This window comes from Acinetobacter sp. AHP123, assembly GCF_023757925.1.
Taxonomy (GTDB): domain Bacteria; phylum Pseudomonadota; class Gammaproteobacteria; order Pseudomonadales; family Moraxellaceae; genus Acinetobacter; species Acinetobacter oleivorans.
Genome location: NZ_CP092454.1, coordinates 1,075,733 through 1,101,667 on the forward strand (window position 1 = coordinate 1,075,733; position 25,935 = coordinate 1,101,667).

A 25,935-nucleotide genomic window follows, 5' to 3' on the forward strand; every position below is an offset into this window, starting at 1 on the left:
ATTACTCCAGAGGAACCGAACTTGGAATATTTACAACTCTTTCTTCCAACCATAATGAGTTAGTTAAATCACCTTGTAATGCATTTTGGTACATTGGTAATCTGGTCATTAAAGTCCAGATTGGGCGAGTCATAACCTTATTTGAATTGGTTTCATCCAAAATCAAATCTCGTTGAGCTTTATCTTTGCAAATAATGGCATTTAACCAATAGTTAGATCGGCAGTCTTTAGGTTCCACAACAAATGAAATATCACTATCTTTAAAGAAGTTTTGATATTGCTCTGCAAGTTCACGTTTTTTTGCAAGAAAGTCTTCTAAGCCTTCCATTTGCGCACAACCTAAAGCAGCATTCAAATTCGGTAAACGGTAGTTAAAACCATTTTCATCATGATAAAACTCATAAGGATGCGGTATTTTTGCAGTTGTCGTAATGTGCTTCGCTCTTATGCCAAGCTCTTCATCTTGACATAGGACCATACCGCCACCACCTGTGGTGATAACTTTATTTCCATTAAAACTAAGTGCTGAAACTAAACCAAAAGTTCCAGTATGTTTACCTTTGTAGTAAGAACCTAAACTTTCAGCTGCATCTTCAACTAATGCAATATTCCACTTAGTTACAACCTGTTGAAGCTCATCAATTTCAACAGGATGACCAAATGTATGCATTGGTACGATTGCAGAAATACGTTTATTTGTTGCTTTGTGTTTACATACACCTTGGTCATCGATAAAAGCATTTTCTTGCAAATAAGCGCCTAATGCTTTCGGACATAGACCTAATGTTTTTAATGACACATCGACAAATAAGGGTTCAGCGCCGATATAAGACAAGGCATTACATGTTGCAACAAAAGTCAAAGCTTGTGTAATCACGATATCATCGCGTTTTACGCCAGCCAACAATAGAGCAATGTGTAATGCAGCTGTTCCATTAACTGTCGCAATCGCTTTGGCACAGCCTGTAAACTGCTGCATTTTCGCTTCAAAGTCATTTACATATGCACCAACACTAGAGACAAAAGTACTGTCAATGGTGTCAAGCACATATTTCTTTTCATTACCAAGAAAGCGAGGTTCATGTAACGGAATAAAATTATTAGTACGATAAATGTCTCGTACAAATTGATTAAATTTAGAAGTATCCATTACATTTTCCCATCTAAATATAAACCTGTTTCTTTGTGTCCAAAGTTAGGCATCATATAGTTAAATAGATCAACAATTTCTTCTTTATTCCATTGTTTATTTAAAAGCATCGCATGAATTTTTTCTTCGAATACATGCAATTTATCTTCTTCAACATTCAACTCATTTTTAATAACACCTAAATTATTAAAACGTTGCATATCTAAAGTTTCATTATCGGTAAAGAATTCTTCAAAATCTTTCTCACCCGTAGTTGTACTTCCAGCAAATAAACAAGGCCACTTTCCTTGTTTTGGCAAGGTTTGAATTAAGCTACGCGCTTCATCCTCAGACTCACACAAATACGGCTCATATCCAAGGTTATTAAGATATTTGACTGCAATATCAGCAAAAGTAATGAGGTGTAAATGCTCGCTAAGTTTAGGGAAGAAAATATCTCTATTCTCACCTAGTAAACAAGACATCAGGCACAACTCACCTGACTCTTTTGGAGTAACGAAATAACGGCGAATATCATTTGGCGCAGCAATTGGCTGGTTTTTCTGAATACGTTGATTAAAACCATGTAGTAAAGAACCATCTGAAAATGCAACATTCGCAAAACGAGCCGTGGAAATATCAATATGCTGACTTTGACGCATAAGGAACATCTCCATAATACGCTTTGAGCCACCCATCATATTTACAGGGTTCGCAGCTTTATCTGTCGAAACACAGAAATACTTCTTTACGCCTTTTTCAATAGACTGCTGAATCGTTTTTTCAGTATTCAAAATATTGACATGAATCATTCGCATTAATGTAAATGGATCTTTTTCACTACGTACATGCTTTAAAGCAGAAAGATTTAAAACGTAGTCAAAATCACCATCATTCTGAATATAGGCATCATACTCAGCAGAGCCAATATCTAGTGCAAATGTTTGGAAATCACCATCAATGTAGCCAAACGAGCTACGAATATCACGAACAACTTCTGTTAAATTATTTTCAGAAATATCAACAACGTGTAGTTTCTTAGGATTACGTTTAAAAATTTCTTTAACAACTGCTTGGCCAATAGACCCCGCCCCACCTAAAACTAAAAACTTCGATGAGGAAACAATTTCGATTAACTTATTATTCCAATGTTGAATATCATCAACAAAAAGCTCTTGTGTTCTGCCAATTAAATTTAATTGAATATCTGTAGACATTATAAAACCCTAATCAAAGTCTAATATTTGAACTTTCTTTATCCAAAACATATTTCAAATCATAAAGCACATGCTTTTCTTTACCTAAAGCATGGAACTCCTCAACACTCATGGATTTAAACTGGTTATGTGCTACCGCAATGACGATCGCATCATACAAGCCTTGTTCTAATTCTTTAATTGGCGCTAGGCCATATTCGTGTTGTACTTCTGTATCATCAACCCATGGATCATATATATCTAAGTCTAGATCATATTCTTTCAAAGCTTTAATAAAGTCGACAATTTTTGTATTACGAATATCTGGACAGTTTTCTTTAAAACTAAGTCCCATCACTAAAATACGAGCACCAACAACTTGTATTCGCTGCTTCACCATTTCCTTAATGAGCTGTGTTGCCACATGCTCACCCATACGGTCATTTAAACGACGAGCTGCTAAAATAATTTCTGGATGTAACCCAATAGATTGAGCTTTATGGGTTAAATAATACGGATCTACACCAATACAGTGCCCACCTACTAACCCAGGGCGAAATGGTAAAAAGTTCCATTTCGTTCCAGCTGCTTTAAGCACATCTTCTGTATCAATACCAAGTTTGTTAAAAATAAGTGCTAATTCATTAATTAAAGCAATATTGACATCGCGTTGGGTATTTTCAATGACCTTTGCCGCTTCAGCCACTTTTATATTCGGCGCCTTATGAGTTCCCGCCTCAATTATAAGATTGTAGACATCATCGACATAATCAGCGATTTCAGGTGTAGAACCTGAAGTAATTTTTAAAATATTAGTTACGCGGTGAAGCTTATCACCTGGGTTAATTCGCTCAGGGCTATAGCCTGCGAAAAAGTCTTGATTAAATTTTAAACCTGAAACCTTTTCCAAAACAGGAATACACACCTCTTCTGTTGCGCCTGGGTATACCGTTGATTCATAAACTACTACATCACCCTTTTTAAGCACCTGACCAATACTGGTCGATGCTTTGATTAAAGGCGTGAGATCCGGTTGTTTAAAATCATCAATTGGAGTTGGGACCGTTACAATAAAAAAGTTACTGTCTTTTAAGTCCGTCAAATCAGAGGTATAACTTAATTGCACCGCTTGTTGTAATTCTTGTGTTGACACTTCTAAGGTATGATCTTTACCATTTTTGAGCTCATCAATACGTTTTTGATAAATATCAAAACCAACAACTGGTACTTTTTTCCCAAACTCAACTGCCAATGGCAAGCCTACATAGCCCAACCCAATAATTGCTATTTTTAAATTGGCAATTTGCATATAAACGAGCCTTTTTCCTTAGAGTTTATATCTAATAAATCATGCTTTTGGCACTTACAATGCAGCGTACTATATCAGATTTTAAGTTAGCACCGCATACCAATTGTATAAATGTGTTTACAGCACTTATAAGTAGAATTTATCAGTTTAGCTAAAATGCTACATTTTTAATATTTCTGATGAATGACTACTATCTAAATAGGCCGATCAGATAAACTAAACATACAAAGCTATACGATTTTTCGATGTTTTTTCATTTCTTTTCAGCTAGAATCAGTTCAGCCTGCGTTTAATAGACACTTGTTACTATGCAGTGGACAATATCAATTAAAGATAAATACACAAAGGGTTGCGTGTGAAGTATTGCCAGTTTTTTTCTGTTCTTGCCTTGAGTTTAAGTGCTGCCAGCTGTGCGGTTACTTCTGGTTTACAAACTTACGATATTCCAAATGAAGGCGTTTATAAAACAGACCTCGGAACTACCGTTAATGTCGTTAAAATTTCTCAAGAAACATTGCCAGCGATACAACCTGCTCAGATCGACTACCAACGTGACTATGCAGCTTTATTTAAAAATCAACAGCCTATATATCATTTAAGCTCAGGGGATGTTCTCTCTATCCAACTTTGGGCATATCCTGAAATTACACCACCTGTAAACAGCATTAGTAATGATCAATCTATTCAAGCGAATGGTTATCCTATTGATCAAAGCGGATATATTCAGTTTCCATTAGTAGGTCGCTATAAGGCTTCCGGTAAAACACTGGCTCAGGTCAACCGTGAGTTACACAGTCAACTGGCCCGTTTCTTAAAAAACCCTGATGTTGTTGTTCGTGTTCTTTCATATGAAGGTCAGCGTTTTTCAGTACAAGGAAGCGTGACTAAGGGCGGACAATTTTACCTCAGTGATCAACCAGTGAGTGTTTATTCAGCTCTAGGTATGGCAGGAGGTATTACTACAATGGGTGATAATACTTATATTCAACTCATTCGAAATGGCCAAACCTACAATCTAAACACAATAGATTTAGAGAAAGCAGGCTATTCATTACATAAACTACTGGTTCAACCCAATGACACGATTTATGTGAGCACTCGTGAAAATCAGAAAATTTATGTGATGGGTGAAGCAGGTAAAAACCAGGCTTTACCAATGCGTGATCAAGGCATGACTTTAAGTGATGCTCTAGGTGAAAGTTTAGGCTTAAATCCTTTATCTGCTAGCGCTAGCAAAATCTATGTTTTACGCACCAATCCAAATGATCGATCAACTGAACTCTACCATTTAAATTTGATGAGCATTGGTGACTTTGGTTTAGCGAATCAGTTTAGATTACGTAGTAATGATATTGTCTATGTTGATGCTACAGGCTTGACTCGCTGGCAGCGTGTTGTCAATCAAATTATTCCATTCTCAAGTGCATTATATAACATAGACCGTTTAGGACAGTAATATTATGCAATTTAAGAATATTTTGGTGGTCTGTATTGGAAACATCTGTCGAAGTCCTATGGCAGAGTATTTCTTAAAACAGCAATATCCTCAGTTAAATATCGAGTCTGCAGGTATTTCTGGTCTTGTAGGCCATCAAGCAGACAATAAAGCACAACTTTGTATGCAGCGGCTAGGCATCGACATGCAACCTCATATTGCAAGAAAGTTAAATGCTGAGCATATTAAAAAAGCTGACCTTATTTTGGTCATGAGTCACAACCAGCAAAAACATATTGAGCAAACTTGGCCTTTTGCAAAAGGTAAAACCTACCGCTTAGGCCATTGGCAGAATAGAAATGTGCCCGATCCATATCAGCACGACCAAGCTATTTTTGATGAAACCTGCCAACTCATTCAACAATGTATTGCTGACTGGAAACCTTATATTTAACGCCAAGATTTTAAGCTTATGAACCAAAATACCAACACCGAAGATTCAATTGATTTAAAAGAATTATTTTTTTCACTGATTGCACAGTGGAAATTAATTGCGCTCTGTATCATTTTGAGCCTTGTATGTGCTCTACTCTATTTACGTGTAACACCAGATACTTATTCGGTGGATGCTTTGGTTCAAGTCGAAGACAGTAAAGGAGCTTCTGCTGCACTTTTAGGCGAATTGTCTAATATGATTGAGCAGAAATCTCCAGCGCAAGCTGAGATCGAAATTTTAAAATCCCGTTTGGTTTTAGGTTCAGTCATTAAAGACTTACATCTCAACATACAGGTTTCTAGTACAGAAAATACACTTACCCATCGTTTATTAAGTAATAGTGATTATAAAACTGAATATAATAAAAAATCTGTCATTTTTAAGGATGGACTTAAAAGCTTTGAGATTCGCCAATTTGAAGTTCCTGCTTATTATCTAGATAGAACTTTACATCTTAATTTTGATAAACAATCTTTACGTCTAACTGATCCTAGTACCGAAGAAGTTATTTTAACTGTACCACTTAACCAGATAAATCAAGTTACAGGACCTCATGGAACTTGGAAGGTTTCTATCTTCACTAAAGATCAATTTGATGCCACTTATAATATTACCAATCTATCTGTACCTGCTGCTGTAAATGCTATTAGCTCAAATTATTCAGTTGCAGAACGCGGTAAGTTAACAGGTATCCTCGGTTTAAATTATCAAGGCCAAGATCAAGAACACATCACTAAAGTTTTAAATGCAATTTTAGCAACATACAGCGCACAAAACATTGAACGTCGCTCAGCAGAATCTGCTCAAACTCTAAAGTTCTTAGATGAACAACTTCCAGATTTGAAAAAACAACTTGATGATGCTGAACGTGAATTTAATAAATTCCGTCAACAATACAACACAGTTGATGTGACCAAAGAATCTGAACTGTATTTAACTCAAAGTATTACTTTAGAAACTAAAAAGGCTGAGCTTGAACAAAAGCAAGCTGAAATGGCAGCAAAATATACTACCGAACACCCAGCAATGCGAGAAATTAATGGCCAGCTAGGCGCCATTAATAAGCAAATTGGTGAACTCAACAGTACTTTAAAACAATTGCCAGATGTACAACGTCAATACTTACAGTTATACCGTGAAGTTGAAGTAAAAAATCAGCTCTACACAGCGCTTTTAAACTCTTATCAACAGCTTCGTATTGCCAAAGCAGGGGAAATTGGTAATGTCCGTATTGTAGACACAGCTGTTGAACCAATTAAACCGATTAAACCGCAAAAGCTCCAAATTTTAATTTTATCATTATTTTTGGGTGGCTTTATTGGGATGCTGATTGCCTTATTACGCAATATGCTACGTACTGGCATTAAAGATTCTGGACAAATTGAAAATGAATTGGATTTACCCGTTTACGCAACTGTACCCCGCTCTCCAATCCAAGAAAGTCGCGTTAAAATTTTAAAGAAGAAGAAAAACATTCCTATTCTTGCTGTTAAAAATAGTGATGATATTGCAATTGAGAGCTTACGTAGTATCCGTACCGCAATTCACTTTGCATTAGCGAGTGCGAAAAATAATATCATTATGATTGCAGGTCCGTCACCAGAAGTAGGTAAATCATTTATTTCGACTAACCTTGCAACAATTTTTGCGCAAGGTGATAAACGTGTATTACTGATTGATGCCGATATGCGTCGTGGTTATATGCACAAATATTTTGACGTTGATGTTAAGCCAGGTCTTTCTGAATTATTGAGTGGACAAGCTGATCTACAAAAAGTTTTGCATAAGACTCCTGTGGCAAACCTTGATCTCATTACGCGTGGTAAGAGTCCAACAAATCCTTCAGAGATTTTAAGCTCAAACCAATTTAAAGAATTACTTGAACAACTACAAAGCCAATATGATCATATCATTATTGATACTCCGCCAGTGTTGGCAGTAACTGATGGTATTATTATTTCGCAATATACTGGTGTGAACTTAATTGTAGCTCGTTATGCTAAGTCACAAATGAAAGAACTTGAATTAACACTTAATCGCTTTGAACAAGCAGGTGTTAAAGTCAATGGCTTTATTCTCAATGACATTCAACGTGCTAGCGCAGGCTACGGTTATGGTTATAACTATGCCTATGCTTATAAAGCACAAAAAGAAGATTAATCGTAAAGTGATAATAGAACCGGATCAAATGATCCGGTTTTTTTATTTAAGATTTTTTTAAGTATATCCCTACTAAAACTAACTAAAATATATAAAAAACCACTCGTTTTTTTTCTTAAACATTCTATGCTTAAGCATGCTAAGATCAAAAGCAGCCTTTTAGACTCAAATGATTATTTTTGGAACCTTTTATGAGTAAAGCCTTACCCATTGCTGTCGCTGTAGTTTTAGGCGGTGCTGCACTTGTACCAGTATATTATGCAAGCCAACATCCGACCACAGAAGTCGGAAGCAAGGCAAATAAAAATGCCTCTCCAATTGAAAAAATTAGTTATGTTCTTGGATATGAAGTTGCTCAGCAAACTCCACCTGAGCTAGATACAAAAGCATTTGTGAAAGGGATTCATGATGCTCGTAGTAAGCAACCAAGTGCTTATACTCAAGAAGAGTTAAAAGCTGCTGTAGCCGCTTATGAAAAAGAATTACAGCAAAAAATGCAACAACAAAATAAACCGGAGCAAGCTGCTGGTGCTACTCCTGAATCTGCAGATGCGCAATTCCTTGCAGAAAATAAATCAAAAGCTGGCGTAAAAACAACAGCTTCTGGCTTGCAATATATCATTACTAAAGAAGGTACTGGCAAGCAGCCAACAGCTCAGTCAGTTGTTAAAGTACATTATGAAGGTCGTTTAATTAACGGTCAGGTTTTTGATAGTTCTTATAAACGCGGTGAGCCAGTTGAGTTCCCTCTTAATCAAGTTATTCCAGGCTGGACTGAGGGACTTCAATTAATGAAAGAAGGCGGTAAAGCGACTTTCTTCATTCCATCAAATCTTGCCTATGGTCCTCAGGAAGTTCCTGGCATTCCAGCAAACAGTACACTGATTTTTGATGTAGAACTTATTTCAGTGAAATAAAAACATTCAGGAGAGTAGAACACTACTCTCCTTTTTTTTGGAAAACGGCATGAAAAAAATCGGTTTAATTATTGCAGCATCAACCATGAGTTTATCTGTTTTTGCTGCAACTCCTATAACGAATAAAAGCCCAGCAAAAGAACAATTTAGTTATAGTTATGGCTATTTAATGGGTCGTAATAATACGGATGCGCTAACAGATCTGAATCTTGATATTTTTTACCAAGGTCTCCAAGAAGGCGCTCAAAGTAAAACAGCACGCTTAACTGATGAAGAAATGGCGAAAGCGATTAATGACTATAAGAAAACATTAGAAGCCAAACAACTCGTCGAATTTCAAAAAACAGGTCAACTAAACGCTCAAGCAGGTGCGGCATTTCTTGCTGACAATGCAAAAAAATCTGGTGTGATAACGACTAAATCTGGTCTCCAATACCAAGTGTTAAAAGAAGGTAATGGACAAAAACCGAAAGCTACCTCTCGCGTTAAAGTGAATTATGAAGGTCGTTTACTAGATGGAACCGTATTTGATAGTTCGATTGCTCGTAATCATCCAGTTGAGTTTCAGCTTAGCCAAGTCATTGCAGGTTGGACAGAAGGTCTACAAACTATGAAAGAAGGCGGAAAAACCCGTTTCTTTATTCCTGCCAATCTTGCTTATGGTGAAGTCGGTGCTGGTGACACGATTGGTCCAAATAGCACTTTAATTTTTGATATTGAATTACTACAAGTTTTACCAAAATAAATTCATTAGATAAAAAAGCGATCATTTAAGATCGCTTTTTTTATTTTAGTGTTTTAAGTCTCTAGGACGAAAACCAGTAATGATTAAAACGACCAGATAAGCAACTACGCCGACGACACACAATCCCACTACTTCGGCAATACGCAACCACTGTGAAAGCTCGCCGTTATACCAATTTAATGCAAACCAAAGTGTTGCAATCATGGCAAGGTTTGCCAAACCATATTGAAGCCCTAATTTTTTCCAATGCGAATCAAATCGGAAAATATTACGTTTATGTAAATAGAAGTAGAGTAGACCCGCATTTACCAACGCCGAACCTGAAGATGCCAAGGCAAGTGCCATATGCTCTGCATGCCAATCAATTAGCTTAAAGAAACCAATAAATACAACGTTTAAAATAGCATTGGCTGCGACCGACATTAAACCCACACGTACTGGTGTTTTGGTATCTTGCTGTGCATAAAAACCAGGTGCAAAGACTTTAATCAGCATAAACGCAATCACGCCTGCACTCATACATTGCAGTGCCAGAGCTGTCATTTGTGTATCACGCAGGTCAAACTCGCCACGCTGGAATAATGCCTGAATAATTGGAGTAGAAAGCATAAATAAGGCAATACTTGCTGGTAAGCCAACTAATACAATAATTTTTGCAGCCCAGTCGATCATACCGCGGAACTTTGCTTGATCTTGTTCTGCATGACGGGCAGAAAGTGAAGGTAAAATCACTGTACCAATCGCAACACCAATTAAACCTAAGGGCAACTCAGTCATACGCTCTGCACTATAGAGCCAAGACACCGAACCATCTTGCATGAAAGAGGCCCAAATCGTATTTAATAACAGGTTAATCTGGGTAACAGATACCCCAAACAATGCTGGAAGCATTAATTTTAAAATGCGTTCTACACCTTCATGTTTAAAATCAACTTTAGGTGGAATCAGTAGATTTTTACGCCACAATTCAGGAATTTGTATAGCTAACTGTAATATCCCTGCCACGACCACTGACCAACCTAAGGCTTTGATGGGTTCAGCCATATACGGCGTAAGCCACCATGCGCCTGCGATCATCGCGACATTCAGTAAAACTGGTGAAAAAGCTGGTGAAGCAAACGAACCATAACTATTTAAAATACTGCTAGCAAAAGCAGTCAGTGACATAAATAATAAATAAGGGATGGTCAAGCGGAACATGCTGACTGCTAAATCGAACTTTTCAGGATCGCTATGGAAACCCGGTGCATACATATAAATGATCGCAGGTGCTAAAACCATAGCCACAAAAGTCAGTAAGGTCATCACTGTTAGCAAGCAACCAAATACTCGACTAATCAAGATCTGTACTTCAGCGTGTGCTCGACCTGTTTTATATTCAGTTAATACTGGAATAAAGGCTTGAGAAAAGGCACCTTCGGCAAACAATCGTCGAAAGAAGTTGGGAATACGAAAAGCGACGACGAAGGTATCAAAATCTTTACCTGCACCAAACACGTTGAGCAATACGACGTCACGTACGAGCCCTAACACTCGTGACAACATCGTCATTGCACTGACAATAAAAGTCGATCGCCACAATGCCATCGTACTCACCTACAGCTATATTCGAAAGACGCTATTGTAATGAAACTAGAAAATCTTTTCGTTGTGAAATGATGAATGAACTCAACTTTTTTTCTGAACTAACAGTTGTCTAAAGTACTGCCATTTAAAATAAGGTCCCGGATCGGTTTTTCGGCCTGGCGCAATGTCCGAATGCCCTGCTATATGGTTTTTAATTTCGGGATAAGCCTGACGAATAGCCTTAACCACATCAGTTAATACTTCGTATTGCACTTCGTCAAAAGGTAAATCATCACTTCCTTCAAGCTCTATACCAATTGAATAATCATTGCATTCTACTTTGGCTAAATAGCTCGAACGTCCTGCATGCCATGCCCGATCATTAAAATTAACAAACTGTAGGACTTCACCTGTTCGTAAAATTAACAGATGTGTAGAAACTTGCATGCCTTCAATGGTCTGGAAATAAGGATGCTCTGACCAATCTAATTTATTTTGAAAAAACTGCTCAATATATCCACCTCCAAATTGAGACGGTGGCAAGCTAATATTATGAACGACGATCATTTGAATTTCGGTACCAGTCGGCCGCTGGTTAAAATTTGGAGAAGGGATTTGTCTCGCCCCTTTTAATTGTCCATCTATAACTTCATACGGTGTGATTTGCTTCATTGAGATGCCAATAAATTGCTTGCCAATTGTTTTAGTTTAAAGCAGTTATCTACTTTTCAAAGCAGTAAATGCGATTGTTTATCACGATTAATCTCATAAAACAGCTTATTTTTAAAGTCGACGGTGCTAATATATCGCAAGTTTTAGGGTCATCTACAAAATGGAAACCGTATGAGCATACCTCAGTCTTTGCTTGAACAATCAATTCAAATCAATATTCAACAAGCATTACAAGAAGATATTGGGGACGGTGACATTACCGCGATGCTCACACCTGAAGATGAGCAGGCAACCGCGACCATTATTAGCCGTGAAGATATGGTTTTAGCTGGCCAGCCTTGGGTTAATGCACTCATCTCAGCTTATGACAATACTGTACAGATAACTTGGTTAAAACAAGAAGGTGACCGTGTTGCTGCAAATGAAGCCTTTTTAAAACTTGTAGGTTCTGCACGTAGCTTACTTACTGTAGAGCGCCCTGCTTTAAACTTTATTCAAACTTTGTCTGCTGTTGCAACAAAAACTGCTGAATATGTTCAACATCTTGAAGGTTTAAATACAAAACTTCTCGATACGCGTAAAACCTTACCAGGCTTACGTATTGCACAGAAATATGCTGTGGCTATTGGTGGCGGACAGAACCATCGTCTCGGTTTATTTGATGCATTCTTAATTAAAGAAAATCATATTATGGCGGCGGGTGGTATTGCTCAGGCAATTGAAAAAGCACATCAAATTGCACCGGGTAAACCTGTTGAAGTCGAAGTTGAAACTTGGGATGAGCTAAATCAAGCGCTTGAAGCTGGTGCAGACATTGTTATGCTCGACAACTTCAGTCAACAGCAAATGATTGATGCTGTAAAACATGTTGCAGGACGTTGTAAACTCGAAGCATCAGGCAATATCACCATTGAAAACTTGCGCGAAGTTGCCACTACGGGTGTTGACTACATTTCTATGGGTGTATTGACCAAAGACGTTAGAGCTGTTGATTTATCAATGCGTTTTAATGCTTAAATAAAGTCCACATCGTTATTCGTATTTTTTTGCGACTTGGTCATGTCTGCTGCTTGTGTTTTTTGCCATGCTGACTGAGTCGCTTGTGCCCCATTATCTCGTGGGTCGGCAGCCATTAAAACAAATGTAACTACTGCTAGTAATACAATAAAACCTTGTAGCATAAATTTTCCCCATTACTTTAAAAAATCAGGGTTTCAAGGTAAAAAATAAATATGACGAGGCTTAGGAGATTCTGTTACAGAACGTAGTCATATTCATTTTTTTGTTGATCTCTATGATTTTTAATAATTTTTAAAATGTGCAAGAAAAAGTTTTTCTTGCACATGCTTTTATAGAACCTAAGACTCAACATAACCCATATACGGATCAGAAATTGAATCTTCTTGAGTTTCAATACGTCCTGCAAAACGGCGACTGAAAGTAGCATCATCAGCTAAAGTCACAGTGAAGTCGTACCAACCTCCAAATTCGGACATATCCCAAACCAGTTCTTTTTCAGAACTATTCGTTTCTATAGTCCACGTTTTATTTGGAAGATAAGCATTTGCTTTGACTATGAGCTTGACTGACTTATTACCATCGTGACGAACTTTTAAATACAAATTCGCATCACACTCTTCCACACAGACTCTAATTTCTGGTAATGCTTGAGTTTGATTGGCTTGGAGCAAGTTACCTTTAAACGCGCGGTGGAAACCATTTGGACCGAGTACCCATAAATCGTACTGTCCATTTATAGTATTCCACACATCATCAAGCTGTTTACCCGCCTCAACCATATACCGACGAGGAGCTACTGTAAGATCTAATCGGTTATACACATGAAAAACAGCTGCCTGCTTACCCGTATTTGAGAACATCAGCTTTACAGTCTTTTGTGCTGCATCGACTTTGGCACTGGTGTGCAAAATATAAGGTAAAGCACGCGATGGTCTAATTCCCATTTCCTGCTGAGGAAATTGCTGTTGGTTTGGAACAGAAACTTGCGGCAATAGTTCTTGAGCGATACGAATAGCATCAGCTTCAGCTTTTGTTTTTTTCCCTTCTAGTTCAGCGACAGGCAAAGTATTCGGTGTTTTAAAATCGAAAGCTGTCGTTAAATCACCACACACAGCACGGCGATATGGACTAATATTTGGCTCTTGCACACCAAAACGTTTTTCTAAGAATTGTAAAATAGAGGTATGGTCAAAGACTTGTGAATTCACCCATCCCCCTCTGCTCCACGGTGAAATCACATACATAGGAACGCGTACCCCTGGCCCATACACCCGCCCGTCTGTGGCGGGTTGAGATTTTGAAGTCGCTACTGCTGGATGGTTAAAATATTCATAAGATACTTGCTGATCACTTAGAGTCGTTTTTCCATATACGACACCTTTGATATCTTTAGACGGCGCACTTGGTGAAGGAATATGGTCAAAGAAACCATCATTCTCATCAAAATTCACCAATAAAACTGTTTGGCTCCACAACTCAGGATTTTCAGTTAATGCATTTAATACTTCCTGCATATACCAAGCGCCCTGCACAGGACTAGATGGTCCGGGGTGTTCGCTATAATTTGCAGGAGCGACTAACCAACTCACTTGCGGCAATTTACCTTGTGCAATATCAGCTTTAAAAGTTCCTAAAAAACCGCCGTCTGGCATGGTATTGGCAATACCTTTATAAAGTGGTTGAGTCGCATCGATTTTTTCATCGTATGCTGGGCATGTTGGCGTGTCGTTACTGACAGGCTGACCCGATTGTTCATTTGCACGGCGATATTGTTTAAAGCCTGCAAGTGGGTTATCGGTAAAGTTATCTGGCATATTTTGATAAACTTTCCATACCACCCCAGCCTGCTGTAAACGCTCAGGATAAGTCGTCCATTCATAACCTTCTGTTGATGGTCCAATCCCATCAAATTCATTTACTACACTAGCCACACCTGCACCTGTAGGACCATTAGTTCCCGTCCAGATAAATTTACGGTTCGGGTTAGTTCCCGCATGCATGGCACAATGGTAGGCATCACAAATCGTAAAAGCATTGGCTAAGGCAAATTGATATTCGACTTCTTGTTTTTTGTAATAGCCCATCGACTGTGGTTGTTTGTGTGCCACCCAATCACTCATACGACCATTGTCCCAAGCTGCTTGACCATCTGACCATGAATGCTTTGTACCAGTAACACGCTGGGCATTTCCTATACGGCTGTCGAGATGGTATGGCAATACTTTATTTTTCTTGGCATCGTATTGCTCCCAAACCTTTCGACTTTCTGTCATTGGAATAGTAAAGCGGTCACCGAAACCACGCACGCCTTTTAGTGTTCCAAAATAATTATCGAATGAGCGGTTTTCCTGAGTCAAAATTACGATGTGCTTAACATCTTGAATAGTTCCACTTTCAACTTTGGCATCAATAGCTAGCGCTTTTTGAATACTCAATGGGAAACTCGCTAAAGCAGCTGTCCCAAACATAGTTTTTGTAGAATTTAAAAGAAATTCGCGACGATTCATTAGTTCTATCCTAAGTTCTTATTATGGTGCACAGTGCATTTTGCAATTACTGGTTGGCGGTGTTGTCGGCGATGAATTATCTGTGTCGTTATCATCGTTACAAGCACTCAGTAAAAGTGCTAAAGACGTAATTAATAGAAGTGAAAGTTTTCGCATTGGTTTTTTCCAAACGGTTTAAATGCGAACTACTAATAAAGTGAAAAAGTGACAGGCACGTGATGTTTTTATGTCGATTTGATGAAGGCATAAAAAAACGCATCCGAAGATGCGTTTTTTAGAAAGCGTAAAATTACCAACCTAAAGCTTCTTGTTGCTTTTTAATGAGCTCGGCAATTCCCTTTTCAGCCATTTCTAACATGTCATTGCTTTGTGCACGAGTAAATGGTTTATCTTCAGCTGTGCCTTGAATTTCAATAAATTCGCCTGCTTGTGTCATTACTACGTTTAAGTCAGTTTGGCAGTTCGAATCTTCTTCATAGCACAGATCAAGTAATACTTCGTCTTGATACATACCTACAGAAATTGCAGCAACTAATCCTTTAAGCGGATCATGCTTAATTTTCTTTTGAGATAACAAAACATTCATCGCATCAACTAACGCTACAGCCGCGCCAGTGATTGAAGCGGTACGCGTACCACCATCAGCTTGAATCACATCACAGTCGATGGTAATTGTGTTTTCGCCAAGCTTTTTCAAATCGACCATAGCACGTAAGCTACGTCCAATTAGGCGCTGGATTTCCTGTGTCCGGCCTGACTGTTTACCACGCGCTGCTTCACGGTCACAACGTGAATGTGTTGAACGCGGTAACATGCCATATTCAGCAGTGACCCAGCCCTGTCCTTTTCCTTTTAAAAAACGTGGAACCGAATTATCGATACTTGCAGTACACAATACTTTGGTATGACCAAATTCAACCAGAACTGAACCTTCTGCGTAACGGGTATAGTTACGTGTAATTTTCACTTCACGTAACTGGTCTAATGCTCTTTGGTCAATACGCATAATGATTCCTTAAAAACAATGGCACAAATATAATTGCACCGTAGTATATCTCAATTACACGTACTTTCCCTTTTACTTATTGGTAAAGAGCATCGCTTGATGACTCAAACAATGCTCTATCTTTATTAAGCAGCTTTGCCAAACATGCCTTTCACTGCCTCAACAAAGGTCCGCTTAGTCTCCACCAAACGATCAACCACATTGTCAGGCAAAGAGTGAACAGCCAGACGTTTATAAACACTCACAATTTGAGATCCAAAGGGTGCGGTATTGTATTGTTGACCGAACTCTGCACAAACTTCACGTACTTTAGGTGCCATCTCTTGATAGCGGTTGGCAGGTACATCTGGAAACAAATGATGTTCGATTTGATGACTCAAGTTACCGCTCAAAAAATGCATAATCTTACCGCCAGTAAAGTTTGCTGAACCACGAATCTGACGTAAGTACCACTCTGCTTTAGTTTCATTATCAATATTGTCAGTGATAATTTCAGAATCTTCTGTGAAATGGCCACAATAAATCACGGTCGATGCCCAGTAGTTACGGATCAAGTTAGCAAAAAAGTTACCAGCCAATACTGGCAGGAACATTGGTCCTGCAATGAGTGGGAACAGCACATAATCTTTACCAAACTGACGTACCATTTTTTTACGTAGATTTTTGGATTCTACATATACTTCTTTCCAAGTTTTGGTGCCATCAAACAACACTTTTTCCATTTCTAGACGTTGTAAAGCCAGTAGCCATTCAAAACCCGTTGACAATACAAAGCCCATTGGTACGTTGAATAAAAAACGGGTTTCCCACTTTTGCTCACGGCTCATGCGCATCACACCATAACCGCTAATATCATGATCCATGCCAAACACATTGGTATAGGTATGATGCTTATAGTTATGGGTATATTTCCAGTCTTCACCAGTACACACCGTATCCCAGTCATAGGTTGCACCGTTAAGCGTTGGGTCATTTAACCAGTCAAACTGACCATGCATCACATTATGACCGAGTTCCATGTTTTCAACGATTTTAGATACACCTAGCATAGCCGTACCTAACAACCATACTGGTGGAATCCAACCACCAAACATCAACATGCCACGTGATGCAATTTCGGTGTAGCGTACAAAATTACGTACTTTATAAATATATTTTGAATCTTTTTCACCGAGATCTTTCATCACTTCAAGACGAATTTCTTCAATACGGCGACCAAAAGCTTCTGTTTGCTCTGGGGTTAAATGTGCCGATTTTGATGTTGCTTTAAGTTCTACTGCCATATTCATAATGGTATCCTCAAATCTCTTTTATGTTTGTTTTTATAGATCAATAGTGACTGGGCTTAATGCCTGGTTCACGCATAACTTAATTGCACGATTTGGTTGATCGTCAATTTCGCCTGTTAATATATTCTGGGTGACACCACTGACTTTGGTACACGTACATTGGTTGCATACACCCATACGGCAACCATGCTGTGGACGTAAGCCAGCTTGCTCTGCACTGCTTAATAATGTTGTCGTGGCAATAAAGTTTTGTTGCGAGCGACGAAATACGATGGGTTGTGCTTCATTAGACTGTTCGATTTGAACAGGCATGAAAAACTCTTGATGAAGCTGCGACTGAGCACTTTGCTGCGCATAAATTTCATTTGCCTGTTGCATCATGCCGTGGTGTCCACACACATACGTTGCAGTCTGTGCGTAATTAGGAACCAACTTTTGCAATAGGTCTTCAGTTAAATGCTGCTTTTGCTCAGCGGTATTAAAAAAATGATAGTGAAGCTCTGGATGCTTTTCTGCCAAAGCTTTTAATTCAGCATGAAAAATTTCTGCACGATTAAAATAAATGACATGAATCTGTTCAAGCTGTTGTTTCAAAGCTTGCTGCAAAAGTGAATAAATTGCAGTAATACCACTACCTGACGCGATTAAAATCGCGGGTTGCTGGCCTTGGTGCAAAGTAAAATCACCTTGGGCCTGTGAAATCTCAATGCACTCTCCGACATGTAATCGTTGAGCTGCACTAGACACCAAGCCTTGTACTTTAATACCTAAAGAGATTTCACCTTGAGGAGTTACTTCAATAATTGAATAACTACGCTGTTGGTAAACTCCATCAATAAGTAGCGTTAATAAAATACTTTGCCCAGCATGTACCTGATCGAACTTAAAATTACGATTCGGTTTAAGCTTAATAAGCACCATATCTGTATGTAGAGACTGAACTGCGATAACTTCTGAAAGTACGCGTTTCCAAGCCCAAGTCAGGTTAATTTTCTGCAAAACAAAATCAACAAAATCTTCTCGGACCAAATGTGGCTGATAACTAAGTGTTGCGTTCATACGTTCCTCTTTTGTATCTGGCTATTTATTTGAGTGAACACATGTTCGTATAGTGAACATATGTACACTATATTTATAACTGTTCACTCAGTCAACACTTGTTCACTATTTTTTTTATGAAAGTTTGCTCTTTTTTGTTAGACTCTGGCTCACGGTTTAAATAGGTTCTTTTAATGTCGATACGGGATGAACGAAAACAGCAAAGTCGTCAGGCACTTCTAGATGCAGCCTTGCATCTGAGCACGTCTGGGCGTTCGTTCAGTAGTATCAGTTTGCGTGAAGTTGCACGTGAAGTTGGTTTAGTACCGACAGCGTTCTATCGTCATTTTCAAGACATGGATGAACTCGGTAAGGAATTGGTTGACCAAGTTGCCCTACATTTAAAAAGTGTTTTACATCAATTGGGTCAAAGTTATTTACAACATAAATCGACCAAAACACAAACCAGCATTGAGCTATTTGTTCAGGCGGTAAATCATAGCCCTAAGCAGTGGCAATTTATGATTTCCGAGCGTTGGGGCGGTTCAGAAACAGTTCGTGCAGCCATTGCTAGAGAAATCGAATTTCTGATTGAAGATCTAACAACTGATCTGACTAAACTCGAAAATTTTAAACATATTCAACAACCTCAAGACTTAAATGTCCTATCCACTATTTTGACCAACATGTCATTTACATGGGCAATGACGTGGCTCAACCTATCAAAACAATATCAAGGTGAACAACTCAAGCTGCAACAAACTGCCTTTATTGAAAATGCCTCTACACAAGTTCGCTTACTCTTTAGAGGGATTGCAAATTGGGAACGGTAGAAGCGGCAAATGACAAAAAACAGGTTATGTGGTAATACGTAAAGAGGGAAAGAAAAAGGCTAAAAATTTCGAGAAAAGTCTTTTTCTTTTTACAGGAAGTAAATTATTAGTTAGGCCAAACTGGTGTGGGAATACCTATGAATCTTGATCGTCATACACAGTTTTTGATGCGCAAAGAAAAAATTCTGAGCGTGGCAGAAAAGTTGTTACTAGAAAACAATCAGGAAATTACTCTAGATGAGTTAGTGGCCGAGCTAGATATTGCTAAAGGCACACTTTATAAGCATTTTAGAAGCAAAAATGAGCTTCTACTTGAGCTCATTATTCAAAATGAAAAGCAAATTTTAGAAATTTCTAAAAAATATAATACAGATTTCAAAGAGTATGCCCCTCATTACATGCTTCACCATTTGCTTACGCCAGGAAAAACCATTTTATTGCATCAACTTGAAGAAAATCTGACAATGACAGAGTCTAAGTTGAAGCATCTTTTCGAAGAGCTTTATGAAATCCGCCAACAGCGTATTTTAGCAATTAAAGATATTACAGAAAATTATTTAAAATCATTAAATTACGACATGTCGATTCGTGATTATTTGTCTTATATCTGGTCACTGACTTACGGCGCATCACTGCTTTTAAATTCTACTTATTATCAGCGCTCTATCGGTTCTCGCCAAAAATTAATTAATTTATATATTAATCAGGCATTATCGCTGCCAACTCAAACTGTTAATTTTGATGTTTTAAATTTTCAAATTGAAGATGAAAATAAGCAAAATTAATTGAAATATTTCGTGATAATTAACTAAATATAAAAATGGGCTTCATATGAAGCCCATTTTTGAAGTAAAGCCTAAACAACTTATTTTGCTTTACGTTCTTTCTCAATTAAATAATTAAGAACTTGAGTAACTTTACCATCTTCACCCTGTACAACATATTTACCATTAACGACAACCGCAGGAACACCTGTTAATTGGTACTGTTGAGCAAGTTTATTTGACTCGGCAACTTTTGCAGTCACAGCAAATGAGTTGTAAGTGCTATTAAACTTCTGTTCAGGCACGCCATAACGAGTAAAGAACTTCGCCGCGGAAGCCTGATCAAAAATTTGCTGACCATTCACCTGAATCGCATGGAACAATGGTAAATGCGTGCGTTTACGTACACCTAATGCCTCAGATGTATAATAGGTACGCGCCCCTTGCTCCCACATTTTATTCATTGCAGCTGGTGTACGTACGAAACGTACATCGTTAGGAATCTGTTTTAACCACGTTTGCATATGCGGTTCAAGTTTAAAACAGTGTGGACATCCATACCAAAAGAACTCTCGAACTTCGATTTTCCCCGGAACTTCCACTTTGCCTGGATTGGCAATCACGGTGTAGTCTTTACCAGCAACAAAATCTGCTGCCATTACACTACCCGATACGGCCATAATTGCTGCGCTTAAACCACCCAAAACCAATTTTTTCATTGCTACAGCTTTTCCTCTAAGTTGTTATGCATTAGCTTATGCTCTAAATATAAAACAAATATGCTAAATTCGTTTTGCTTCTGTGAAGTTTTTTATTGGGTTTATCGCTTTTTTCCCAATAATCGCTACACTAACGGCGAACTATATCCAAAAAGATAACCCAAGTTTAGAGGTAGCACCATGTCGCAATTGAATGTTGATTTACAAGAAATCGCAAAGTTTGAAGCACTTGCTGCCAAATGGTGGGATCAACATTCTGAATTTCGCCCACTTCATCAAATTAATCCACTACGTTTAAACTGGATTGATGAGCGTGCAGACGGCCTTGCTGGTAAAAAAGTACTTGATGTCGGTTGTGGTGGCGGTATTTTGGCAGAGAGCATGGCACGTCGAGGAGCAGATGTACTTGGTATTGATATGGGTGAAGCACCGCTAGCTGTTGGCCGTTTGCATGCTCAGCAAGACAATGTTCAAAATATTGAATATCGCCAAATTCCTGTAGAAGAATTAGCACAAGAACAAGCAGGTCAATACGATGTGGTCACTTGCATGGAAATGATGGAACACGTTCCAGATCCAGCGTCTATTGTAAGAGCTTGTCAGGCTTTGGTTAAACCGGGTGGCCATGTGTTCTTCTCAACCATTAATCGTAACCCAAAATCTTATTTATTTGCCATTATTGGCGCAGAATACGTACTACGCATGTTGCCAAAAGGTACACATGATTATCATAAATTTATTCGACCATCTGAAATGGCACATGACATTCGTAATGCAGGTCTTACTCTAAAAGAAATGACAGGACTGCACTACAACCCACTGACCAAGCATTACTGGTTAGCGCCAAATGTTGACGTTAATTATATGGTTCACACGATAAATACAGGTGCATGATGAAAGCTGTTTTATTTGATTTAGACGGTACTCTTATCGATACGGCTGCCGACTTCATTCGGATTATTCAGCAAATGTGCCGTGATGAAAGACGCCCAGTTGTTGATGCAGACCTCATTCGCACTCAGGTTTCTGAAGGTGCACGTGCGATGGTTAAATTGGTCTATCCAGAGCTGGATGTGGCCAATCCAATTTTCTTAGCGCATCGTCAAAACTTTTTAGATATTTACGGCAATAATATTGTGGTTGATACAGACCTGTTTGAAGGCATGTATCCACTTTTAGAAGAGTTAGAAGCTCAGCAAATTCCGTGGGGTATTGTGACCAATAAACCACGCGGATTAAGTGAATCTCTTTTAGAAAAGTTAAATCTGACCGAACGCTGTGCGGTTTTAGTGTGTCCTGAAGATGTCAGTAAAACCAAGCCAGATCCAGAACCAATGTATTTAGCGGCTAAACAGTTAAATATCCCAGCAAATGAAATTATCTATGTGGGTGACCATCCACGTGATATTGATGCTGGACGCAATGCCAATATGTATACTATTTTGGCTGCATATGGCTATTTACCAATCGAACATCGTGATGATCTCGCTGCATGGCAGGCCGACTCGATTGTAAATACGGTGACAGAATTACACCATATGTTACGTCAAAAGCTTCCTGCTCTACAGGAAAATCAGCGTATGATAAGTTAAGCTAAGAGTTTTATAGGCTTTTTTAACAATTGTTTGTTTTATCAATATAAAAAGAAGGAGGTTTACCAATGAAATATTCAGAATACCAACCTCGTCCGGATCTACTCAAAGATCGAATTATTTTAATCACCGGTGCTGGCGATGGAATTGGGCGAGCTGCCGCTCTGACTTATGCACTACATGGTGCAACCGTTGTACTGCATGGTAGAACCTTAAATAAACTTGAAGTTATTTATGATGAAATTGAAAGCCTGGGTGCACCGCAACCAGCGATTTTACCATTACAACTTTCAAGTGCTTCTGACCGTGATTATGACTTTTTAGTCGATACGCTCGAAAAGCAGTTTGGACGCCTAGACGGTATTTTGCATAATGCAGGTATTTTAGGTGAACGCGTAGAGCTAGCACATTATCCAACCGAAACTTGGGATGATGTCATGGCGGTTAACCTACGCGCGCCTTTTGCTTTAACTCAAGCATTATTACCACTTTTGCAAAAATCAGAAAATGCCTCTGTTGTATTTACCAGTTCAGGTGTAGGCCGTGAAGCACGTGCTTTATGGGGCGCATATTCTGTTTCAAAAATTGCAATTGAAGCAGTGAGCAAAATTTTTGCAGCGGAACATACTTATCCTAATATCCGTTTTAACTGCATTAATCCAGGTGCAACGCGTACAGCAATGCGTGCTAAAGCCTATCCACAAGAAGATCCAAAAACATTACCTACGCCAGAGTCGATCTTGCCTGCTTACCTCTATTTAATGGGTGAAGATAGCTTGGCGCTCAATGGTCAAAGTATTGATGCACAGGATTAAAAGTTAAAGATGAAAAGCTAAAGAAAATTACAGCCGATCATCAAATCTGGCTTGCCTATACCTGAAAAGATATATTCAAGCCTTTTTTATTATTGATAAAAACTCTTGATCTATCCGTAATTTTAATTGAACCATTAAATGATCTTCACAGTTTCTCTGCATTTTGCGCGTAGAGTATTCAACATGAGAGACATCAGATGTAAACGAGGATGCATCATGAAAAAGTTGTTCACAATCTTAACCCTTTCCATAGCTGTACTCACCACAAGTATGGCGAGCTTTGCTGATCCTCCTTTTGACCGAGGCCATGGCCCGAAAGGTCCTAAAGGTGGAGGACCACGCGGTGAATGGAACGATCGTGGGCCAGGATTTGGACGTGATCATGATGAAGATCGTGTCCGTGACGAGCGCCGTATGCGTGAAGAACGTGGTTTTGAACGGCTTAAACAGCATCGCTGGCAGCCTGGATATGTTATGCCACAGCACTATCGTGGCAATGGCTATAAAGTCGACTATAAAGATAGTAACTTGCCAAAACCAGACCGTAATCAGCAATGGTACAAAATCAACAATGACTATATTTTAGTTGATACTGATTCTAATAGTATTGTGAGTATTCGTGGTTTTTAAAGCGATAGAACCTCGCTATCGCTGAGCAAAAAGGATAAAGCCTTATGGTTTTATCCTTTTTTATTACTTATATATTCAAAAAATAAATAGATTTTTATATTTCGTATTTTCTTAATTTCTTCTTATTTCATCGTTAGTTTTCACATTTATTCTTCGTAGCCTCCACGATTTATCTGTAATTGTTCACTAATCTTTAGTTATTGAAATTTAATTCATCACTCGAGGTTTACAATGAAAAAATTAACAACAGCGATTGTTCTTTCACTTAGTGGTTTAGTTGCAACAACAGCAATGGCAGCACCAAACGATCATAACCATCATGGCAACTACCAAAACCATGAAGTAAAAACCGTTAAAGTAATTAAAAAAGACGACCATCGTAATGTTTGGCGAGCAGGTCAGGTTGTACCCCGTGAATATCAACACTCACGTTACGTGATTGACTATCGTCAGCATCAAAAATTAACGAAACCGGGTCGCTACCAAAAATGGTACAAAGTGAACGGAAATTATGTGCTGGTAAATGAACAAAGCCATAAAATCATTAGAGTGGTTCACTAATTTAAAAAAATTTAAACACCCAAACTTAGATTTGGGTGTTTTTTTATCTAAAACATGCGGCTTTAATCTTTTTTGTTTAGAATCATCTTTATATCTTTTTGCTGTTGATTCGAGATCGGTATGCCAAGCAAGTCTTTAGAAAAGTCGCATAATAACCCCCAGCATTATGTACACTGGTTTCGACACTCAGCACCCTACATTAATGCTCACCGCGATAAAACATTCGTACTGATGTTTGGTGGTGAAGCAGTCCGTCATCCTAATTTCGAACATATCATTCATGATATCGCGTTACTTCATTCTCTGGGTATTCGCTTAATTCTTGTACACGGCGCACGTCCGCAAATTAATCAAAATCTTAAAGAGAAAGGAATTGAAACCCCTTTTTATGACAACAGCCGTATTACTACGCGCGAATCTTTAAGCTGTGTCATGAGTGCCGTAGGCTCTATTCGCCTAGAAATTGAAGCATTGCTTTCTATGGGCTTAGCAAACTCACCCATGTACGGCGCTCGAATCGATGTCGTATCAGGTAATTTTGTGACTGCTAAACCCTATGGCATTCGTGATGGCATGGATTTCCAGCTTACAGGTGAAGTTCGTTCAATAGACACCGATGCAATTGAACGACACCTCGATAATCATAATATTGTGCTACTGGGACCAACAGGTTATTCCACTACAGGCGAAGTCTTTAACTTGCGGGCAGAAGAAGTTGCGACCAAAACTGCAACTTATTTAAAAGCAGATAAACTGATTTTTCTTGGGGAGCAACAAGGTCTTCTGAATGAAAATGAACAAATATTACGTGAATTAAGCCCACATCAACTGGACTACTATATTCAACAATATCAAACCATTAGTCCAACACTAACCCTGCATTTGCAACAAGCAAAAAAAGCATCTTTATCAGGTGTACACCGCGTTCATCTCATTTCCTATGCCTATGATGGTGCCCTTCTCGAAGAGTTATTTACTCGAGATGGTATAGGCACCATGATTACTGATGCGCATTATGAAGAAGTTCGTACAGCCCATATTAAAGATGTGGGTGGTTTAATGAATTTATTGCGTCCCTTGGAAGAAGAAGGCATCTTGGTTTATCGTTCACGTGAACGTCTGGAGCAAGAAATCAGCCAGTTCGCTGTTATTGAACGCGACGGTATGATTCTAGCGTGTGCTGCGCTTTATCCAATTCCAACCGAATTTAACGAAACTCGTTCTGCAGAAATTGCCTGTGTTGCAGTGCATCCAAGTTATCGTAAATCAAACCGTGGTAGCCAAATTCTGCAATTTCTTGAAGAAAAAGCCAAAGAACAAGGTATTCGTCAGTTATTCGTTTTAACAACGCGTACCGCCCACTGGTTTTTGGAACATGGTTTTCATCAGGTCAACGTTGATGAGTTACCTAATGCCCGTCAGGCGCTCTATAACTATCAAAGGAATTCTTTAGTCTTTAAGAAACTGCTTCCCTAGCCTTTGCTCTTTTTAAGATATTCTTATTTCAGATAAGCTTAGTTAAAAAAGTACAACCAT

At 38.6% G+C, this 25,935-nt stretch carries 26 protein-coding genes; 14 read left to right on the forward strand and 12 right to left on the reverse strand.

Annotated features, from left to right (window positions below):
• Nucleotide 1: 1 nt before the first annotated feature.
• The 3 genes from MJX77_RS05125 to tviB are packed head-to-tail and all read right to left on the reverse strand — an operon-like array spanning nt 2 to nt 3,634.
• Nucleotides 2–1,150, reverse strand: coding sequence for a LegC family aminotransferase (locus tag MJX77_RS05125; RefSeq protein WP_252060702.1), 1,149 nt, complete (start codon nt 1,148–1,150; stop codon nt 2–4).
• Nucleotides 1,150–2,346 (reverse strand): UDP-N-acetylglucosamine 4,6-dehydratase, encoded by a 1,197-nt coding sequence (locus MJX77_RS05130; protein WP_032005745.1) that lies wholly within the window; start codon nt 2,344–2,346, stop codon nt 1,150–1,152. The genes MJX77_RS05125 and MJX77_RS05130 overlap by 1 nt, the downstream gene beginning before the upstream one ends.
• A gap of 13 nt (nt 2,347–2,359) precedes the next feature.
• Nucleotides 2,360–3,634, reverse strand: a complete 1,275-nt coding sequence (gene tviB, locus MJX77_RS05135) for a Vi polysaccharide biosynthesis UDP-N-acetylglucosamine C-6 dehydrogenase TviB (protein WP_252060703.1) — start codon at nt 3,632–3,634, stop codon at nt 2,360–2,362.
• Nucleotides 3,635–3,989: 355 nt separating this feature from the next.
• Between tviB and MJX77_RS05140 the strand changes: the two genes are divergently transcribed.
• The 5 genes from MJX77_RS05140 to bamJ (MJX77_RS05160) all read left to right on the forward strand — a co-directional run bounded on the left by MJX77_RS05140 (nt 3,990) and on the right by bamJ (MJX77_RS05160) (nt 9,387).
• Nucleotides 3,990–5,090: a polysaccharide biosynthesis/export family protein gene (locus MJX77_RS05140; RefSeq protein WP_252060704.1), complete on the forward strand. Its 1,101-nt coding sequence runs from the start codon at nt 3,990–3,992 to the stop codon at nt 5,088–5,090.
• Between the two features lie 4 nt (nt 5,091–5,094).
• A complete protein-coding gene (locus MJX77_RS05145; RefSeq protein ID WP_005049242.1) occupies nt 5,095–5,523 on the forward strand; it encodes a low molecular weight protein-tyrosine-phosphatase in 429 nt (142 codons plus the stop codon).
• 18 nt (nt 5,524–5,541) lie between these two features.
• On the forward strand, nt 5,542–7,725 hold the full coding sequence (locus MJX77_RS05150) for a polysaccharide biosynthesis tyrosine autokinase (RefSeq protein ID WP_252060705.1): 2,184 nt from the start codon (nt 5,542–5,544) through the stop codon (nt 7,723–7,725).
• Between the two features lie 191 nt (nt 7,726–7,916).
• The gene (gene bamJ / locus MJX77_RS05155; protein ID WP_144735257.1) at nt 7,917–8,642 is read left to right on the forward strand and encodes a BamJ family beta-barrel-assembly machinery protein; all 726 of its coding nucleotides are present in this window, start codon (nt 7,917–7,919) and stop codon (nt 8,640–8,642) included.
• 49 nt (nt 8,643–8,691) lie between these two features.
• Complete coding sequence (gene bamJ / locus MJX77_RS05160; RefSeq protein ID WP_016139674.1) at nt 8,692–9,387, forward strand: BamJ family beta-barrel-assembly machinery protein; 696 nt, start codon at nt 8,692–8,694, stop codon at nt 9,385–9,387.
• A 45-nt stretch (nt 9,388–9,432) separates the two neighbouring features.
• Here the strand turns inward: bamJ (MJX77_RS05160) and murJ are convergent, their stop codons facing one another.
• Both murJ and ampD read right to left on the reverse strand, forming a co-directional pair.
• Nucleotides 9,433–10,983 (reverse strand): murein biosynthesis integral membrane protein MurJ, encoded by a 1,551-nt coding sequence (gene murJ / locus MJX77_RS05165; protein ID WP_252060706.1) that lies wholly within the window; start codon nt 10,981–10,983, stop codon nt 9,433–9,435.
• Between the two features lie 72 nt (nt 10,984–11,055).
• Nucleotides 11,056–11,625, reverse strand: a complete 570-nt coding sequence (ampD, locus tag MJX77_RS05170; protein ID WP_252060707.1) for a 1,6-anhydro-N-acetylmuramyl-L-alanine amidase AmpD — start codon at nt 11,623–11,625, stop codon at nt 11,056–11,058.
• Between the two features lie 171 nt (nt 11,626–11,796).
• Here ampD and nadC point away from each other — a divergent pair, with 171 nt between their 5' ends.
• Complete coding sequence (gene nadC, locus MJX77_RS05175; RefSeq protein ID WP_252060708.1) at nt 11,797–12,642, forward strand: carboxylating nicotinate-nucleotide diphosphorylase; 846 nt, start codon at nt 11,797–11,799, stop codon at nt 12,640–12,642.
• Here the strand turns inward: nadC and MJX77_RS05180 are convergent.
• The 6 genes from MJX77_RS05180 to MJX77_RS05200 all read right to left on the reverse strand — a co-directional run bounded on the left by MJX77_RS05180 (nt 12,639) and on the right by MJX77_RS05200 (nt 18,506).
• A complete protein-coding gene (locus MJX77_RS05180) occupies nt 12,639–12,806 on the reverse strand; it encodes an ABZJ_00068 family colistin stress protein (protein ID WP_004640355.1) in 168 nt (55 codons plus the stop codon). The two genes, nadC and MJX77_RS05180, sit on opposite strands and share 4 nt — an antisense overlap.
• A 177-nt stretch (nt 12,807–12,983) precedes the next feature.
• Complete coding sequence (locus MJX77_RS05185) at nt 12,984–15,152, reverse strand: phosphocholine-specific phospholipase C (RefSeq protein WP_252060709.1); 2,169 nt, start codon at nt 15,150–15,152, stop codon at nt 12,984–12,986.
• 21 nt (nt 15,153–15,173) lie between these two features.
• Nucleotides 15,174–15,308 carry a hypothetical protein gene (locus MJX77_RS19325; RefSeq protein ID WP_255209843.1) on the reverse strand — a complete coding sequence of 45 codons (135 nt, stop codon included), beginning with the start codon at nt 15,306–15,308 and terminating at the stop codon, nt 15,174–15,176.
• A 133-nt stretch (nt 15,309–15,441) separates the two neighbouring features.
• Nucleotides 15,442–16,158, reverse strand: a complete 717-nt coding sequence (gene rph, locus MJX77_RS05190; RefSeq protein WP_004795487.1) for a ribonuclease PH — start codon at nt 16,156–16,158, stop codon at nt 15,442–15,444.
• 125 nt (nt 16,159–16,283) lie between these two features.
• Complete coding sequence (locus MJX77_RS05195; protein WP_252060710.1) at nt 16,284–17,447, reverse strand: fatty acid desaturase family protein; 1,164 nt, start codon at nt 17,445–17,447, stop codon at nt 16,284–16,286.
• Between the two features lie 33 nt (nt 17,448–17,480).
• A complete protein-coding gene (locus tag MJX77_RS05200) occupies nt 17,481–18,506 on the reverse strand; it encodes a ferredoxin reductase (RefSeq protein ID WP_252060711.1) in 1,026 nt (341 codons plus the stop codon).
• 173 nt (nt 18,507–18,679) lie between these two features.
• On the opposite strand from MJX77_RS05200, the gene MJX77_RS05205 reads away from it, so the two are divergent.
• A complete protein-coding gene (locus MJX77_RS05205) occupies nt 18,680–19,318 on the forward strand; it encodes a TetR family transcriptional regulator (RefSeq protein ID WP_005308931.1) in 639 nt (212 codons plus the stop codon).
• 137 nt (nt 19,319–19,455) lie between these two features.
• Nucleotides 19,456–20,103, forward strand: coding sequence for a TetR/AcrR family transcriptional regulator (locus MJX77_RS05210; protein WP_005308928.1), 648 nt, complete (start codon nt 19,456–19,458; stop codon nt 20,101–20,103).
• A gap of 80 nt (nt 20,104–20,183) precedes the next feature.
• Here MJX77_RS05210 and MJX77_RS05215 read toward each other — a convergent pair whose 3' ends face one another.
• A complete protein-coding gene (locus MJX77_RS05215) occupies nt 20,184–20,801 on the reverse strand; it encodes a thiol:disulfide interchange protein DsbA/DsbL (protein ID WP_252060712.1) in 618 nt (205 codons plus the stop codon).
• Between the two features lie 180 nt (nt 20,802–20,981).
• On the opposite strand from MJX77_RS05215, the gene ubiG reads away from it, so the two are divergent.
• From ubiG to argA, 6 genes are all read left to right on the forward strand, one after another.
• A complete protein-coding gene (ubiG, locus tag MJX77_RS05220; RefSeq protein WP_252060713.1) occupies nt 20,982–21,695 on the forward strand; it encodes a bifunctional 2-polyprenyl-6-hydroxyphenol methylase/3-demethylubiquinol 3-O-methyltransferase UbiG in 714 nt (237 codons plus the stop codon).
• Nucleotides 21,692–22,393: an HAD family hydrolase gene (locus MJX77_RS05225; RefSeq protein ID WP_128825355.1), complete on the forward strand. Its 702-nt coding sequence runs from the start codon at nt 21,692–21,694 to the stop codon at nt 22,391–22,393. The genes ubiG and MJX77_RS05225 overlap by 4 nt, the downstream gene beginning before the upstream one ends.
• 68 nt (nt 22,394–22,461) lie before the next feature.
• Nucleotides 22,462–23,208, forward strand: coding sequence for a YciK family oxidoreductase (locus MJX77_RS05230; RefSeq protein ID WP_004795498.1), 747 nt, complete (start codon nt 22,462–22,464; stop codon nt 23,206–23,208).
• Nucleotides 23,209–23,424: 216 nt separating this feature from the next.
• Nucleotides 23,425–23,838, forward strand: coding sequence for an RcnB family protein (locus MJX77_RS05235; RefSeq protein ID WP_004795500.1), 414 nt, complete (start codon nt 23,425–23,427; stop codon nt 23,836–23,838).
• Nucleotides 23,839–24,069: 231 nt separating this feature from the next.
• A complete protein-coding gene (locus MJX77_RS05240) occupies nt 24,070–24,399 on the forward strand; it encodes an RcnB family protein (RefSeq protein WP_004640333.1) in 330 nt (109 codons plus the stop codon).
• Nucleotides 24,400–24,519: 120 nt separating this feature from the next.
• Nucleotides 24,520–25,875 carry an amino-acid N-acetyltransferase gene (argA, locus tag MJX77_RS05245; RefSeq protein ID WP_192836885.1) on the forward strand — a complete coding sequence of 452 codons (1,356 nt, stop codon included), beginning with the start codon at nt 24,520–24,522 and terminating at the stop codon, nt 25,873–25,875.
• Nucleotides 25,876–25,935: the final 60 nt, after the last annotated feature.

Bases quoted from the DNA above. Each gene is read 5' to 3' on its own strand.
- tviB (WP_252060703.1), bottom strand. From the start codon at position 3,634: ATGCAAATTGCCAATTTAAAAATAGCAATTATTGGGTTGGGCTATGTA.
- ubiG (WP_252060713.1), top strand. From the start codon at position 20,982: ATGTCGCAATTGAATGTTGATTTACAAGAAATCGCAAAGTTTGAAGCA.
- bamJ (WP_016139674.1), top strand. From the start codon at position 8,692: ATGAAAAAAATCGGTTTAATTATTGCAGCATCAACCATGAGTTTATCT.
- MJX77_RS05145 (WP_005049242.1), top strand. From the start codon at position 5,095: ATGCAATTTAAGAATATTTTGGTGGTCTGTATTGGAAACATCTGTCGA.
- rph (WP_004795487.1), bottom strand. From the start codon at position 16,158: ATGCGTATTGACCAAAGAGCATTAGACCAGTTACGTGAAGTGAAAATT.
- MJX77_RS05130 (WP_032005745.1), bottom strand. From the start codon at position 2,346: ATGTCTACAGATATTCAATTAAATTTAATTGGCAGAACACAAGAGCTT.
- MJX77_RS05200 (WP_252060711.1), bottom strand. From the start codon at position 18,506: ATGAACGCAACACTTAGTTATCAGCCACATTTGGTCCGAGAAGATTTT.
- MJX77_RS05180 (WP_004640355.1), bottom strand. From the start codon at position 12,806: ATGCTACAAGGTTTTATTGTATTACTAGCAGTAGTTACATTTGTTTTA.
- MJX77_RS05230 (WP_004795498.1), top strand. From the start codon at position 22,462: ATGAAATATTCAGAATACCAACCTCGTCCGGATCTACTCAAAGATCGA.
- MJX77_RS05150 (WP_252060705.1), top strand. From the start codon at position 5,542: ATGAACCAAAATACCAACACCGAAGATTCAATTGATTTAAAAGAATTA.
- ampD (WP_252060707.1), bottom strand. From the start codon at position 11,625: ATGAAGCAAATCACACCGTATGAAGTTATAGATGGACAATTAAAAGGG.
- MJX77_RS05215 (WP_252060712.1), bottom strand. From the start codon at position 20,801: ATGAAAAAATTGGTTTTGGGTGGTTTAAGCGCAGCAATTATGGCCGTA.
- MJX77_RS05235 (WP_004795500.1), top strand. From the start codon at position 23,425: ATGAAAAAGTTGTTCACAATCTTAACCCTTTCCATAGCTGTACTCACC.
- MJX77_RS05240 (WP_004640333.1), top strand. From the start codon at position 24,070: ATGAAAAAATTAACAACAGCGATTGTTCTTTCACTTAGTGGTTTAGTT.
- bamJ (WP_144735257.1), top strand. From the start codon at position 7,917: ATGAGTAAAGCCTTACCCATTGCTGTCGCTGTAGTTTTAGGCGGTGCT.
- MJX77_RS05125 (WP_252060702.1), bottom strand. From the start codon at position 1,150: ATGGATACTTCTAAATTTAATCAATTTGTACGAGACATTTATCGTACT.
- MJX77_RS19325 (WP_255209843.1), bottom strand. From the start codon at position 15,308: ATGCGAAAACTTTCACTTCTATTAATTACGTCTTTAGCACTTTTACTG.
- argA (WP_192836885.1), top strand. From the start codon at position 24,520: ATGCCAAGCAAGTCTTTAGAAAAGTCGCATAATAACCCCCAGCATTAT.
- MJX77_RS05225 (WP_128825355.1), top strand. From the start codon at position 21,692: ATGATGAAAGCTGTTTTATTTGATTTAGACGGTACTCTTATCGATACG.
- MJX77_RS05205 (WP_005308931.1), top strand. From the start codon at position 18,680: ATGTCGATACGGGATGAACGAAAACAGCAAAGTCGTCAGGCACTTCTA.
- nadC (WP_252060708.1), top strand. From the start codon at position 11,797: ATGAGCATACCTCAGTCTTTGCTTGAACAATCAATTCAAATCAATATT.
- MJX77_RS05185 (WP_252060709.1), bottom strand. From the start codon at position 15,152: ATGAATCGTCGCGAATTTCTTTTAAATTCTACAAAAACTATGTTTGGG.
- MJX77_RS05195 (WP_252060710.1), bottom strand. From the start codon at position 17,447: ATGAATATGGCAGTAGAACTTAAAGCAACATCAAAATCGGCACATTTA.
- MJX77_RS05210 (WP_005308928.1), top strand. From the start codon at position 19,456: ATGAATCTTGATCGTCATACACAGTTTTTGATGCGCAAAGAAAAAATT.